The organism is Streptomyces sp. NPDC042364 (assembly GCF_056437585.1).
Genome location: NZ_JBWKAJ010000032.1, coordinates 62,699 through 78,725 on the forward strand (window position 1 = coordinate 62,699; position 16,027 = coordinate 78,725).

General features: G+C 74.1%; 1 protein-coding gene. It reads right to left on the reverse strand.

What is annotated here, in order from left to right; genetic code table 11:
- Positions 1 to 12: 12 nt before the first annotated feature.
- Positions 13 to 16,026: a type I polyketide synthase gene (locus AC067N_RS36875; RefSeq protein ID WP_478683319.1), complete on the reverse strand. Its 16,014-nt coding sequence runs from the start codon at positions 16,024 to 16,026 to the stop codon at positions 13 to 15.
- Between the last annotated feature and the right edge of the window lies 1 nt (position 16,027).

Here is a 16,027-nt window from a genome sequence, read left to right on the forward strand (position 1 = left end):
TCCCGCGGCTGATCACGACATCCCGAGTTCTTTGTCGATCAGGTCGAACAGCTCGTCCGCCGTCTCGACGGAGTCCAGTTCCCCGTCGTCGACGTCGGCGAGTGCCGCTCCGGAGCCCCCGGAGCCGGTGCCGTTGTCGTGTCCGGCACCTCCGCCCTGCGTTGCCGTCTCCTGCCACTTCGCCGTCAGCCGCTGCAGGCGGGAAGTGATCGTCGCGTGGTCGTCCCCGCCGACCGCCGCGGCGCCGAGCGCGGCCTCCAGCCGGTCCAGTTCGACCAGGAGCGGCGCCGCCGTCACGGCCGCGCCCGGGCTCCCGCCCGCACCCGTGCCGGACGCCTCCGGCAGGGTGATCTCCTCCAGCAGATGCGCCGCCAGCACCGTCGGTGTCGGATGGTCGAACACCAGCGTGGCCGGCAGCCGCAGCCGGGTGGCGGCGTTGAGCCGGTTGCGCAGTTCGACGGCGGTCAGCGAGTCGAAGCCCAGCTCCTTGAACGCCTGATCCGGTTCGATCTCGTCCGCCGAGGCGTGGCCGAGGGTGGCCGCAGCCTGGGCGCAGACCAGGTCGACGAGGTGCTGCTCCCGGTCGGCGGGCGCGAGCGCCGCCAGCCGGGCGCCGAGGTCCTGCCGGTCCGCGCCGCCGGCGGCGGCCGTCTCGGCCGCACGCCGCGCCGGTGCACGTACCAGGCCGCGCAGCAGCGGCGGTACGGCCTCGGCGTGCGCCCGCAGAGCCTGCAGGTCGAGGTTCACCGGCAGGAACAGAGCCCGGTGGGCGGGTGCCGCATCGGCCACGAGCCCGGCGCTGTCGAGGAGTTCGAGCCCCTGCTCGGCGGTGAGCGGCCGCATGCCACCGCGGGCCATGCGCCGCAGGTCCGCCTCGGTCAACTCGGCGGTCATGCCCGCGCCGGGGGCCCAGGGACCCCAGGCGAGAGCGGTCGCCGGCAGGCCCGAGGAGCGGCGGCGGGCGGCGAAGGCGTCCAGGAAGGCGTTGGCGGCCGCGTAGTTGGCCTGGCCCGCGCTGCCGAACGTACCGGCGACCGAGGAGAAGACCACGAACGCGGAGAGATCGGCGTCACGGGTCAGCTCGTGCAGGTGCGCCACCGCGTCCACCTTCGGCAGCAGCACCTTCGCGAGCCGCTCCTCGGTCAGCGAACCCACCACACCGTCATCGACGACGCCGGCGGTGTGCACCACCGCGGTCAGCGGATGCTCCGCAGGTACGGCGGCCAGCACGTCGGCCACCTGGTCCCGGTCGGCGACATCCACCGCCACGACCTCGACCTCGGCACCCAAGTCAGCCAGTTCCGAGACCAGTTCGCGGGCGCCGGGAGCTTCCAAGCCCCGGCGGCCGGCCAGCAGCAGGCGCCGTATCCCATGCTCGGTCACCAGATGCCGGGCCACCAACGACCCCAGACCACCGGTACCACCGGTCACCAGCACCGTCCCGTCCCGGTCCAACGGCGCCGGAACGGTCAGCACCACCTTGCCCACATGCCGCGCCTGCGACAGATACCGGAACGCCTCCGGAGCCCTGCGCACATCCCAACAGGTCACCGGCAACGGCGTGAGCACCCCCGCCTCGAACAGGGCGACCAGATCAGCCAGCATGTGCCCGATCCGCTCCGGACCGGCGTCCCACAGATCGAAGGCACGATAGGTCACGCCCGGGTGCCCGGTGGCGACGGCCTCCGGATCACGGATGTCGGTCTTGCCCATCTCCAGGAACCGGCCACCACGCGGCAGCAACCGCAACGAGGCATCCACGAACTCACCGGCCAGCGAGTCCAGCACCACATCCACACCACGACCACCGGTCGCCGCCAGGAACGCCGCCTCGAACCCCGTGTCACGGGAGGAAGCGATGTGCCCCCCGTCCAGACCAAGTCCCCTCAGCGTGTCCCACTTGCCGGCACTCGCCGTACCGAACACCTCAGCACCCAGATACCGCGCCAACTGCACCGCCGCCATACCCACACCACCGGCAGCCGCATGCACCAGCACCGACTCACCCGAGCGCAGACCCCCCAGATCGGTCAACGCGTAGTAGGCGGTGAGGAAGACGATCGGCACCGACGCCGCCTCAGCGAACGACCAACCCTCCGGAATCCGGGCCACCGTCCGGGCGTCCGCCACCGCGACCGGACCGAAGGAACCGGGGAACATGCCGAACACCCGGTCGCCGACGGCCAGTCCCGTAACACCCGGGCCGACCTCCGTCACCACACCCGCGCCCTCGCCGCCCAGCAGGCCGGCTTCGCCGGGATACATGCCGAGAGCGTTGAGCACGTCGCGGAAGTTGACGCCCGCCGCCCGTACGGCGATACGGATCTGTCCCTCCGTCAGATCGGCTGCGGCCTCCGGGAAGGGGGTCAGGGCCAGGTTGTCCAGGGTGCCCTTTTCCACACTGTCCAGATGCCAGGCCGGTTCGCGCGACGGCAGCGGGAGCCCGTCACCTGCGGGAACACGGCCGAGGCGGGGCGCGTGCGGCACTCCGTCGCGCAGCGCGAGCTCCGGCTCGCCGGTGGCCAGGGCCTGGGCGAGCACGGCGCGGGACGCGTCCGTGCCGTCCGTGTCGACCAGCGCGAACCGGTCCGGTGCTTCCGCGCGCGCGGCCCGCACCAGGCCCCACACCGCGGCCAGGGCGGGATCGGGAACCGCTCCGTCGAGCGTGGCGGCGCCCTCGGTGACGATCACCAGGCGGGACTCCTCGAACCGTTCGTCGGCGAGCCAGGAGCGCACGGCCTCCAGGACACGGCCGGTCGCGGTGTGTGCCGCGTCCGCCACGTCACCGTCCGTACCGTCCGTGCCGCTCACGCCCCGGCCCGCGGCGAACAGCACGGTCGCGGGGACGGCGGCGGGCAGCTCGGCCAGGGTCGGGTAGGCCGTCGCACCCGGTGCGAGGTCGGCGGTGCCGACCGCCGCGAGGGCGACCGTCGAGGACGCGTCCGGCTCGGGCAGCGTGACCTTCGTCCAGTCCACCTGGAAGAGGCCGTCACGATGGCCGTCGGCCTCGGCACGAGCGGCGAGGTCGCCGGAGACCTGACGCAGGAGCAGCGACTCCACGGAGGCCACCTGGCCGCCCGTCGGGTCGGCCAGGTGCAGGGCGACGGCTTCAGGACCGGCCTGCACCATCCGTACGCGCAGGGCCCGCGCGCCGGACGCCCGCAGTGACACGCCGCTCCATGAGAACGGCAGCCGTCCCTGGCCGGCGTCGGCAAGCGACACGAACATCATCGCGTGCAGGGCGGAGTCCAGGAGCGCCGGGTGGACGCCGAAGTCACCAGCGAGTCGATCGTGCTCGTCGGGGAGTCCGACCTCGGCGAAGACCTCGTCACCGCGCCGCCAGACCGCGCGCAGCCCCTGGAACACCGGCCCGTAGGCGAATCCCGCCTCGGCGAAGCGGTCGTAGAACCCCTCCATGGGGACCGCCTCGGCGTTCGGGGGCGGCCATGCGGTCAGGTCGGGGACCGCGGTGTCGGCCGGGGCAGGGTCGGCGGTCAGCGAGCCGCTGGCGTTCAGCGTCCACGGATCGGTGTCGAGCGCTTCCTCGGCACGGGAGTACACCTCCACGGTGCGCCTGTCCGACTCGTCGGGTGCGCCGACCCTGACCTGGACCAGCCGTCCGGTGCGCTCGGGCACGATCAGGGGGGCCGCGATGGTCAGTTCGTCCACGCGGTCGTAGCCGAGCTGTCCGGCGGCGCACAGGGCGAGTTCGAGGAACCCGGTGCCCGGGAAGAGGACCGTGCCGGTCACGGCGTGATCCCGCAGCCACGGGTGCGTCCTGAGCGAGAGCCGCCCGGTGAACAGCGCCTCCTCGCTGCCGGCCACGCGCACGGCGGCACCGAGCAGCGGGTGCTCGGCCGAACCGACGCCCGCCGAGCCGAGGTCGCCGAGCGTGACACCGGTGAAGTCGGGCCAGTAGCGGCGGCGTTGGAAGGCGTACGTCGGCAGGTTCGGGGTCGGGCCCCGGTCGCCGCCCGTGAGGGTGCTCCAATCGGCGTCGGCGCCGTGCACGAACAGGGTGGCGAGGGCGGTGAGGGCGGACGGTGTTTCGGGCCGGTCCTTGCGCAGTACCGGCACGAGGACCGTGGTACCGGTGTCGTCGAGGGACGCCTGGGCGAGGGCGATGAGGGTGCCGTCCGGGCCGAGTTCGACGTAGCGGCCGACGCCCTGCCCCTCGAGCTCCCGGACGGCGTCGGCGTAGCGGACCGGCCGGCGGACATGGGCGACCCAGTAGTCCGCCGACATCAGCTCCTCGGCCGTGGCCGCCTCACCCGTCACCGTGGAGACCAGGGGCAGCTTCGGACGCTCGTACGTCAGGCCCTCCGCGACCTTGCGGAAGTCCGCGAGCATCGGCTCCATCAAAGGCGAGTGGAAGGCGTGGCTCACCCGCAGTGCGGTGACCTTGCGGTCCTGGGCGCGGAAGCGGTTCGCGATCTCCTCGACGGCTCCTGCGGAACCGGCGACGACCAGCGCCCGGGGTCCGTTGACCGCCGCGATGCCCGCCTCGTCACCGAGGAGCGGGAGCACCTCGTCCTCGGTGGCCTGGAGCGCGACCATCGCCCCGCCCTCCGGCAGGGCCTGCATCAGCCGGCCCCGCGCCGCCACCAGACGGCACGCATCGGCCAGCGACCACACCCCGGCCACATGCGCGGCGGCGATCTCACCGATGGAGTGCCCGGCGAGGACGTCGGGACGCAGGCCCCAGGACTCCAGCAGCCGGAACAGCGCCACTTCGAGAGCGAAGAGGGCGGGCTGAGTGAACTCCGTGCGGTTCAGCAGGTCCGCGTCGTCGCCGAACACGACCTCTCGCAGCGGGCGCGGCACTTCACTGTCGAGGTGGGCGCAGGCGGCGTCGAAGGCGTCCGCGAAGACGGGGTACGTGTCGTACAACTCCCGCCCCATACCCAGGCGTTGTGAGCCCTGCCCGGCGAACAGGAACGCGGTGCGTGCGTCACGGCGTGCGGTGCCGGTCGCGGCGTTGGGGGCTTCCTCACCGGTGGCGACCGCCTCCAGCGCCCCCAGCAACTCCGCACGGTCCGAACCCCAGACCACCGCCCGGTGCTCGAACAGCGACCGCGACCGCACCAGCGCCCCAGCGACCTCTACGACACCCGGCGTCTCGTCACCGGTCACGAACTGTGCCAGCCGCCCGGCCTGGGCCCGCAGCGCCGCGGCCGTACGGCCCGACACCACCCACGGCACCACACCGGCGCCGACCGGCGTACTCACCGGCGCCGACTCGACCGGCGGCTCCTCCAAGACCACATGCGCGTTCGTGCCGCTCAGCCCGAACGACGACACACCGGCCCGCCGCGTCCTTCCCTCGACCCGCGGCCACTCGGCACGCTCCGAGAGCAGTTCGACCGCACCAGCCGTCCAGTCCACGTGCGACGACGGCTCGTCGGCATGCAGGGTCCGCGGCAGCACACCGTGCTGCAGAGCCAGCACCATCTTGATCACACCGGCAGCGCCGGCCGCCGCCTGGGTGTGACCGATGTTCGACTTCACCGACCCCAGCCGCACCGGCCGTTCACGATCCTGCCCATACGTCGCCAGAATCGCCTGCGCCTCGATCGGATCGCCCAGAGCCGTGCCGGTCCCGTGCGCCTCCACGACGTCCACATCCGCCGGCCGCAACCCGGCACCCGCCAGCGCCTGCCGGATCACCCGCTGCTGCGAGGGACCGTTCGGTGCCGTCAGACCGTTCGACGCACCGTCCTGGTTCACGGCCGAACCGGCGACCACCGCCAGGACCGGCCGCCCCGCAGCCCGCGCGTCCGACAACCGCTCCACCAGCACCAGACCCGCGCCCTCGGAGAACCCGGCCCCGTCCGCCGCGTCCGAGAACGCCTTGCACCGGCCATCCGCCGCCAACCCACGCTGCCGGCTGAAGTCCAGGAACAACCCCGGCGTCGACATCACCGTCACACCACCGGCCAACGCCAGATCACACTCACCCGACCGCAACGCCTGCACCGCCAGGTGCAGGGCCACGAGGGCGGCCGAGCAGGCGGTGTCCACCGTCACCGCCGGGCCTTCCAGACCCAGGGTGTAGGAGACGCGCCCGGAGACGATGCTCGCCGCGTTGCCGGTGCCGAGGTGGCCGCCGACGTCCTCGCCGGAGGCGACGAGGAGGGGGGTGTAGTCGTTGCCGTTGGTGCCGGCGAAGACGCCGGTGCGGGAGCCGCGCAGGGTCGTCGGGTCGATCCCGGCCCGCTCGAACGCCTCCCACGCCAGCTCCAGCAGCAGCCGCTGCTGCGGGTCCATCGCCAGCGCCTCACGCGGCGAGACGCCGAAGAAGGCGGGGTCGAACGCGGCCATGTCCCGCAGGAATCCGCCTTCGCGGGCGGTGCAGGTGCCGGGGTGGTCGGGGTCGGGGTGGTAGAGGTTGTCGACGTCCCAGCCGCGGTCGGCCGGGAACGGGGCGATGGCGTCGGTGCCGTCGGCGAGCAGCCGCCAGTAGTCCTCGGGGGTGTCGGCCCCGCCGGGGAAGCGGCAGCTCATCGCGGTGATGACGACCGGGTCGTCGGTGACGGAGGCGAACGCGGCCGCGGGCCGTGTGGTGGCGGGCAGGCGGTCCTGCTCCGATGCCGTGCCGAGTTCGCCGAGCAGCATCCGCGCCAGGTCCGCGCAGTTGGGGAAGTCGAAGACCAGCGTGGCCGGCAGCCGCAGGCCGGTGATCTTGTTCATGCCGTTGCGTAGTTCCACGGCGCTGAGCGAGTCGAAGCCCAGGTCGCTGAAGGCGCGGGTCGGCTCGACCGCCTCCGGTCCGGGGTAGCCGAGCACGGTGGCCACATAGCCTCGGACGACCGCGAGGACGGCGTCGGCCCGTTCGTCGGCGGGCAGGCCGGCCAGGTGGCGGCGGAGCGCGGGCAGGTCGCCGTCGGCGCCGTCGCCCCCGAAGGAGTCGCCGGCCGTCTGGCCGGAGTCGGTGGTGCGGGCCGGGTCGAGGACGCGCTGGGCGTCGGGCAGTTCGCGCAGGAGAGCGCTGGGCCGGGAGCCGGTGAAGGCGGGCGCGAACCGTTCCCAGCCGATGTCGGTCACGGCGAGGTAGGTCTCGTCGTGGTCGAGTGCCTGCTGGAGTGCCTGGCAGGCCAGTTCGGGCCGCATGTCGTACACGCCGTAGCGGCGCAGGCGGTCGCCGACCGCGCCGTCGCCCATGCCGCCGTCGGCCCAGTGGCCCCAGGCGACCGCCGTGGCGGGCAGGCCGAGGGAGCGGCGCTGCTGGGCGAGGGCGTCCAGGAAGGCGTTGCCGGGGGCGTAGTTGCCGAGACCGGGTCCGCTGATCGTGCCGGACGTCGAGGAGAACAGGACGAAGGCGGACAGGTCGAGGTCTGCGGTCAGTTCGTGCAGGTTGACCGCGGCGGTGGCCTTGGTGCGCAGCACCGGGTGCATACGGCCGGGGTCGAGGGCGTCGATGACGCCGTCGTCGAGGGAGCCGGCGATGTGCAGCACGGCGTCGAGCGGGTGTTCCTCGGGGATCGTCGCCAGCAGTTCGCGCAGGGCGTCGCGGTCGGCGACGTCGCAGGCGGCGAGGGTGACGCGGCCGGCGCCGAGGGCGGTCAGTTCCGCGTGGAGTTCGGCGGCGCCGGGAGCGTCGGCGCCCCGGCGGCTGGTGAGCAGCAGGTGTTCGGCGCCGAGGGAGGCGAGCCAGCGGGAGATGTGTCCGCCGACCGCGCCGGTGCCGCCGGTGATCAGGACGGTGCCGCGCGGGCGCCAGCTCTCGCCGGGCGGGGTGGCGCCGGCGAGCGGGGCGCGCAGCAGACGGCGGCCGTAGGTGCCGGAGGCTCGTACGGCGGTCTGGTCCTCGCCGCCGGGCCGGGCGAGCAGCGCGCACAGCCGGTCGCCCGCCCGGCGGTCCAGGACGGCGGGCAGGTCGATCAGACCGCCCCAGCGGTCGGAGTGCTCCAGGGCGGCGACCCGGCCGAAGCCCCAGACGAGGGCCTGCGGCGGGCTCAGGACGGTCTCGGAGGCGGTGACGGCGACGGCACCACGGGTCGCGCACCACAGGGGTGCGCTGACACCGAGGTCGCCGAGGGCCTGGAGGAGGGTGAGGGTTCCCGCGAGCCCGGCGGGCACCGACGGGTGGTCGGGGTGCGGGTTCTCGTCGAGGGCGAGGAAGGAGAGCACTCCGCCGAGGCCGGCCGGTTCCAGGGCGGGTTCGCCGTCCGTGGCGGTGAGTGCGGCGGTCAGGAGGCCGGCCAGTCCCTCGCGGTCGGCGTCGGGGCGGGCGCCGTCGACGGTGACGACCCGGACGGTGACGCCGTGCTCGGCCAGGGTCCGCCGGGTGGCGTCCGCGAGTGCGTTGCCCGCGGCGGGCTGGACCAGGAGCCAGGTACCGGACGGGGGTGCCGCCGCGGTGTCCTGGGTGAGCGGGGTCCAGCCGACGGTGTAGCGCCAGCTGTCGACGGTGGACTGTTCCCTGCTGTCGCGCCGCCAGGCGGACAGCGCGGGCAGCACCTCACGCAGGGGGGTGTCGCCGCCGAGGTCGAGGGTGGCGGTGAGGGATTCGAGGTCCTCTTCCTCCACTGTGCGCCAGAAGCGGCTCTCCACTTCGTCCGTTGCCTGCGCGCCGTTCTCGGTGGCGGGCTCCGCGTCGCGCAGCTCGGGCCAGAATCGAAGTCGCTGGAAGGCGTACGTCGGCAGGTCGACGCGGTGGGCGCCGGTACCGGCGAAGACGCTGTGCCAGTCGACGGTGACGCCCTGGGCGTGCGCCTCGGCGAGGGAGGTCAGGAAGCGGTCCAGGCCGCCCTGGTCGCGGCGGAGGGTGCCCAGCACGGCGGCGTCGGTGCCGGAGTCCTCGATGGTCTCGCGCAGGCCGAAGGCGACGACGGGGTGCGGTCCGACCTCGATGAAGGCGCGGTGCCCTGCGGCGAGCAGGCCGCGGATCGCGTCCTCGAAGCGGACGGTCTCCCGCAGGTTGGTGTACCAGTAGGCGGCGTCCAGGGCGGTGTCGTCGTCCAGCCATTGCCCGGTGACCGAGGAGCGGAAGGGGATCTCGGCGGGCGTGGGGCGCAGTTCGGCGAGCGTGTCGAGGATCTGCTCGCGGACGGGCTCGACATGGGCGGAGTGGCTGCCGTAGTCCACGGCGACCCTGCGGGCCTGGACGCCGTCACCGGTCAGTTCGGTGAACAGCTCGTCCAGGGCGTCGGCGGCGCCGGAGACGACGACCGAGCCCGGGCCGTTGATCGCGGCCACGGCGAGCCGGTCGCCGTACGGCTCCAGCCGGGTGCGCACCTCGTCGGCGGGGAGCGGGACGGACATCATGCCGCCGTCGCCGGCGATGGCGGTGATGGCCTTGCTGCGCAGGGCGGCGACACGGGCGCCGTCCTCCAGGGACAGGGCGCCGGCGACGACGGCCGCGGCGATCTCGCCCTGGCTGTGGCCGACGACGGCCGCGGGTTCGACGCCGTGGGAGCGCCACAGGTGCGCGAGGGAGACCATGACGGCCCACAGGACGGGCTGGACGACGTCCACCCGGTCGAGGTCGGGGGCGTCCGGGCCGCCGCGCAGGGCGGCCGTCAGCGACCAGTCGACGTACGGCGCGAGCGCCTGCTCGCACTCGGCGATACGGCGGGCGAACTCCGGTGCGGTGTCGAGGAGTTCGCGGCCCATGCCGGGCCACTGGGCGCCCTGGCCGGGGAAGACCAGCACGGGTCCGCTGCCGCGCCGGTCGAGGCCGCGGACGACGTCGCTGACCATGCGGTCCTCGACGAGGTCGCGCAGTCCGCGTTCGAGGCCGTCGTGGTCGGTGGCGAGCACGACCGCCCGCTGCTCGAAGGCGGTGCGGGTGGTGGCCAGCGACAGGCCCAGGTCGGCGAGGCCGAGTCCGGGGTGGTCGCGCAGGTGGGCCAGGAGCCGGCCGGCCTGGGCGCGCAGCCCGTCGGCGGTGCGGGCCGAGAGGGGGACGGGTGTCGGCAGGGCGGGGCGGGCGTCGGCCGGCGGCTCGGTGGTGGCGTGCCGTCCGGGGCCGGCCTGGGTTTGCGCGGTCGTCGTGTCGTCCGGGGCCGGGTCGCCGGAGGACCGGTCGTGGGCTGCCACGTCGTCGGGGGCCTGCTCGATGATGACGTGCGCGTTGGTGCCGCTCATACCGAACGACGAGACGCCCGCGCGGCGCGGACGGTCGGTCCGGGGCCAGGGCACCGCCTCGTCGAGCAGCCGCACGGTCCCGGCCGACCAGTCGACCTCGGGGGTCGGGTTCCCGGCGTACAGGGTCGCCGGGAGCAGGCCGTTGCGGAGGGCCATGACCATCTTGATCACGCCGCCGACACCGGCGGCGGCCTGGGAGTGGCCGATGTTGGACTTCAGCGAGCCCAGCCACAGGGGGCGGTCCTCGGTACGGTCCTGGCCGTAGACCGCGATCAGCGCCTGCGCCTCGATCGGGTCGCCCAGCGTCGTGCCGGTGCCGTGTGCCTCCACGGCGTCGACGTCGGCCGGGGTGAGCCCGCCGCCCGCCAGGGCGGCGCGGATGACCCGCTGCTGCGAGGGCCCGTTGGGGGCGGTCAGGCCGTTGGAGGCGCCGTCCTGGTTGAGGGCGCTGCCCTGGACGACGGCGAGGACGGGGTGTCCGCTGCGCCGGGCGTCGGACAGCCGCTCCAGGACGACCATGCCGACGCCTTCGGCCCAGCTCGCCCCGTCGGCGTCCGCGGAGAACGGCTTGCAGCGGCCGTCCTCGGCGAGCGCCCGCTGCCGGCTGAACTCGATGAGGGAGCCGGGCGTCGACATGACGGTGACACCGCCGGCCAGCGCGAGGTCGCACTCGCCCTGCCGCAGCGACTGCACCGCCAGGTGGAGCGCCACCAGGGAGGAGGAGCAGGCGGTGTCGACGGACAGCGCGGGGCCCTCCAGGCCCAGGGCGTAGGCGATGCGGCCGGACAGGACGCTCGGCGAGTTGCCGGTGCCGATGTAGCCCTCGAAGCTCTCCTTGGCGGCGCCGAGGATGCCGACGTAGTCCTGGTAGGTGACGCCGGCGAATACACCGGTGAGGCTGCCGCGCCGGGACGCCGGGTCGATGCCGGCCCGCTCCAGTGCCTCCCACGACGTCTCCAGCAGCAGCCGCTGCTGGGGGTCCATGGCCAGGGCCTCACGCGGGGAGATGCCGAAGAAGCCGGGGTCGAAGTGGCTGGCGTTGTGCAGGAATCCGCCTTCGCGGGCGTAGCAGGTGCCCGGGTGGTCGGGGTCCGGGTGGTAGAGCGCCGCGAGGTCCCAGCCGCGGTCGGTCGGGAGCGGGGAGATGCCGTCGCCGCGGCCCGCGACGAGGTCCCACAGTTCCTCGGGGCTGCTGATGCCGCCCGGGTAGCGGCAGGCCATGCCGACGACCACGATCGGGTCGTCGTCGAGCCGAGCGCGTGATGCCGCGGGCGCTGCCGCGTCCGTCCGGGCGCCGAACAGTTCCTCGTCGAGGTGCGCGGCGAGCGCGAGCGGTGTCGGGTGGTCGAAGACCAGGGTGGCCGGCAGCAGGACGTCCAGGTCGGCGCTGATCCGGTTGCGCAGTTCGACCGCGGTGACGGAGGCGAAGCCGAGGTCCTTGAAGACGCGGGACGGCTCCACCTCGTCGACGTCGACGTAGTCGAGTACGGCGGCGACCTTGCGGCGGACCAGGTCGAGCAGGACACGTCGGCGTTCGGCGGCGGACCGCCCGGCGAGCCGGTCGAGCAGGGTCGCGTCCTCGGCCGCGGCGCCGGATTCGGCGGCCCGGCGGCGCGCGGGCCGCTCCGGGGTGGCGGGGCGGGCGGATCGGGTGGTGTCGCCGAGGACGCCTTCCGCGTCCGTGCGGTCGTCGGCCGCAGCGGTGTCCGTACCGTGCCCGACGGTCGCGGTGGCCGGGACAGCCGGGGCGGGCGCTCCGGAGGCAGGACGCAGCCGCAGCGACTCGACGGCGAGGACGGGCTGCCCGAGGGCATCGGCGGCGCGGAGGGTCACCGCGTCCTCGGCGCACCGGGTCAGCCGGACGCGCAGCGCCCCCGCGCCCTCGGCGAGCAGTGTGGCGCGCTGCCACGCGAACAGGAGCAGTCCCTCGCCCATTCCCTCCGGCAGGCCGAGGCCCAGGGGGTGCAGTGCCGCGTCCAGCAGGGCGGGGTGCGTCCCGAAGCGCCGTGCCTGTGCGCGCGTCTCCTCGTTGAGGGTGACCTCGGCGTACACGTCGTCGCCGTGCCGCCATACGGCGGTGAGGGCGCGGAACGCCGGGCCGTACTCCAGACCGGCGTCGGCCGCCAGACGTTCGTACAGGTCTCCGACCTCGACCGGTTCGGCTCCGGCGGGGGGCCATACGGCGAAGTCGGCTGCCCAGTCGTCGGCCGCGGGGCCGGCGGGCACGAGCAGGCCGCCCGCGTGGCGGGTCCACACGGCGTCGTCGGACCGTGCGTCGTCGGGGCGGGAGTAGACGGAGAGCGCGCGGGTGCCCCGGGCGTCCGGCTCGTCGATACGGACCTGGAGCCGGACCGCGCCGCGTTCGGGCACCGTCAGGGGTGCCTCCAGGGCGAGTTCGCGCACCTCGTCGCAGTCGACCTGGTCGCCCGCGTGGACGGCGAGTTCCAGGAAGGCGGTGCTGGGCAGTACGGCGGCCCCGGCGATCCGGTGGTCGGCGAGCCAGGGGTGCGAGCGCAGCGACAGCCGTCCGGTGAGCACGACCGCGTCACTGCCCGCGACCGGGACCGCCGCGGCGAGCAGCGGATGGCCGGTGGCCGCGAGACCCAGCGAGGAGGCGTCGCCCGTGCCGGCGGGCACTTCGAGCCAGTAGCGCCGGTGCTGGAAGGCGTAGGTGGGCAGGGCGGTCCGCGGCGCGTGGGACAGCGACGGCAGCGCTGCCGTCCAGTCCATGGCGGCGCCCCTGGTGAACAGGGCGGAAACGGCCGTGAGCAGGGTCCGCCGCTCGGGACGGTCGTGGCGCAGCGCGGGCACCTGCAGACCGTCCGTCGTGGGCAGGCACGACTGGGCGAGGGTGGTGAGGGTGGTGTCGGGGCCGACTTCCAGGCAACGGGTGACGTTCTGGCCGGCGAGGGTGCGTACGCCGTCGGCGAAGCGGACCGCTTCCCGCACGTGCCGCACCCAGTACTCCGGGGAGGTCAGCTCCTCGGCTGTGGCGGGTGCGCCGGTGATGTCGGAGACGAGGGGGATGCGCGGCGCCGCGTAGGTGACGCTCTCGGCGACGGCGCGGAAACCGGCGAGCACGGGTTCCATGAGCGGGGAGTGGAAGGCGTGGCTGACCCTCAGCCGACGGGTGCGCCTGCCCAGTGCCTCGACGGCGGCGGCGATCTCGCTCACCGCGTCCTCGGTGCCGGAGACCACCACGGACAGCGGCCCGTTGACGGCCGCGATCGCGGCTTGCGTCTCCCGGCCCGCCAGCAGCGGCAGTACCTCGTCCTCGGACGTCTGGAGCGACACCATCGCCCCGCCCTCGGGAAGCGCCTGCATCAGCCGGCCGCGGGCCGCCACCAGACGGCACGCGTCCGCCGTCGACCACACCCCCGCCACATGCGCGGCGGCCAGCTCACCGATGGAGTGACCGAGCAGCACGTCCGGGCGCACACCCCACGACTCCAGCAGCCGGAACAGGGCCACCTCCAGCGCGAACAGCGCCGGCTGCGTGAACTCCGTACGGTTCAGCAGGTCCGCGTCGTCGCCGAAGACCACCTCCCGCAGCGGACGGGGCAGTTCGGTGTCCAGGTGGGCGCACACGGCGTCGAAGGCGTCCGCGAAGACCGGGTACTCCTCGTACAACTCGCGGCCCATACCGAGGCGTTGTGAGCCCTGCCCGGCGAACAGGAAGGCGGTGCGGCCGTCCTGGACGGCGGAACCGATGACCGTGCCGTCGGCCGGCTCGCCGTCCGCGACCGCCCGGAGGGCGCTCAGCAGCTCCTCGCGGTCCGCACCCCAGACCACGGCCCGGTGCTCGAACGCAGAGCGGGTACCGACGAGGGCGGCCGCCACCTCGCAGGCCGTCGTCCCGGGACGGCCGGCGACGTGGTCGGCAAGCCGCGCGGCCTGGGCCCGCAGCGCGGTCCGGCTGCGGCCGGAGACCACCCAGGGCAGCAGGCCGTCGCGGCCGACGCCGTCCGGGTGCTCCTCGGAGGAGGGTTCCACGGGGGCCGGTCCCTTGAGGGCGGGCTGCTCCGGGGCGGGCTGTTCGAGGATGACATGGGCGTTGGTGCCGGAGACGCCGAACGCCGACACACCGGCCCGCCGCGGACGTCCCTCGGACCGGGGCCACTCGGTGTTCTCCGTCAGCACCCTCACCTCGCCGGCCGCCCAGTCGACGTGGCTCGACGGCCGTTCGGCGTGCAGGGTGCGCGGGAGCAGGCCGTGGTTGATGGCCAGCACCGTCTTGATGACGCCGGCGACACCGGCGGCGGCCTGGGTGTGGCCGATGTTGGACTTCAGCGAGCCGAGCCACAGGGGCTGTTCGCGGTCCTGCCCGTACGCGGCGAGCAGGGCCTGCGCCTCGATCGGGTCACCCAGGGTCGTACCCGTGCCGTGCGCCTCCACCGCGTCGATGTCGGCGGGTGTCAGCCCTGCCCCGGCCAGCGCCTGGCGGATGACCCGCTGCTGGGCGGGCCCGTTGGGGGCGGTCAGGCCGTTGCTGGCGCCGTCCTGGTTGACGGCGGAACCGGCGACCACGGCCAGCACCCGGTGTCCGTTGCGGCGGGCGTCGGAGAGCCGCTCCACGACGAGCACGCCCACTCCCTCGGCCCAGCCGGTGCCGTCGGCGTCGTCGGAGAACGCCTTGCACCGGCCGTCCGCCGCCAGTCCGCCTTGCGAGCTGAACTCGACGAACGCCCCGGGGTCGGCCAGCACGGTCACACCGCCGACCAGAGCCAGGTCGCATTCGGCGGACCGCAGCGACTGCGCCGCGAGGTGCAGCGCCACGAGGGAGGAGGAGCAGGCCGTGTCGACGGTCATGGCGGGGCCCTCGAAGCCGAAGGTGTACGCGACACGGCCGGAGACCACGCTGCCGGAGACACCGGTCAGCAGCTGCCCGCCGAGCCCCTCGGGCACCTCGCGGAGCCCGGCACCGTATCCGGAGCTGCCGGCGCCGACGAACACGCCGGTACGGCTGCCGTGCAGCGAGCCGGGCTTGATCGCCGCCTGTTCGAGGGCCTCCCAGGAGGTCTCCAGGAGGAGCCGCTGCTGCGGGTCGACGGCGAGGGCCTCACGGGGCGAGATCCCGAAGAAGGCGGGGTCGAACTGCCCGGCGTCGTAGAGGAAGCCTCCGGCGCGGGTGTGGCTGAGGCTCTGGCCGCCGTCCGTGCGGTGCAGGGCGTCGAGGTCCCAGCCCCGGTCGGTGGGGAATTCGGAGATCGCGTCGGTGCCTTCGGTGACCAGCCGCCACAGGTCGTCCGGGCTGTGGACGCGGCCCGGCAGTCGGCATGCCATACCGACGATGACGATCGGGTCGTCCGTCGTGGCGGTCAGGGCGGGGACGGCCGGCGGCGCGACCTCGGCGCGGTCGGCGTCCTCGGAGAACAGCTCCTGCCGCAGCATCCGTACGAGAGCGTTCGGCGTCGGATGGTCGAAGACGAGGGTGCTGGGCAGTTTCAGGCCCGTCTCGGCGGCGAGGCGGTCGCGCAGTTCGACGGCGGTGAGGGAGTCGAAGCCCAGGTCCCGGAAGGACCGCGTGGCCTCCACCGTCCCGGCGTCGGTGTGGCCGAGCACGGCGGCGACACCGGCGAGCACCGAATCCAGCAGGGCACGGTCGCGTTCGGCCGCGGGCAGTTCGCCGAGGCGGTCCCGCAGCGCGGAGCCCACCGGTTCACCGGCCGGGGAACCGGTGGTGGTGTCGCCGGGGGTGGTGTGTGTTTCGGGGAGGCCGGTCAGCAGCGCGCTGGGACGCACACTCGTGTACGCGGGAGCGAACCGCTCCCACTCCACGTCCGCGACCACCTCGACCGCTTCCCCACCCGCCACGACATGCCCCAGCGCCCGCACCGCCCGCCCCGGATCCAGCGCCACCAGACCACGCCGCCGCAACGCCTCCACCGCCTGAGCACCCGCCGCCATACCACTCTCGGCCCACGGACCCCACGCCACC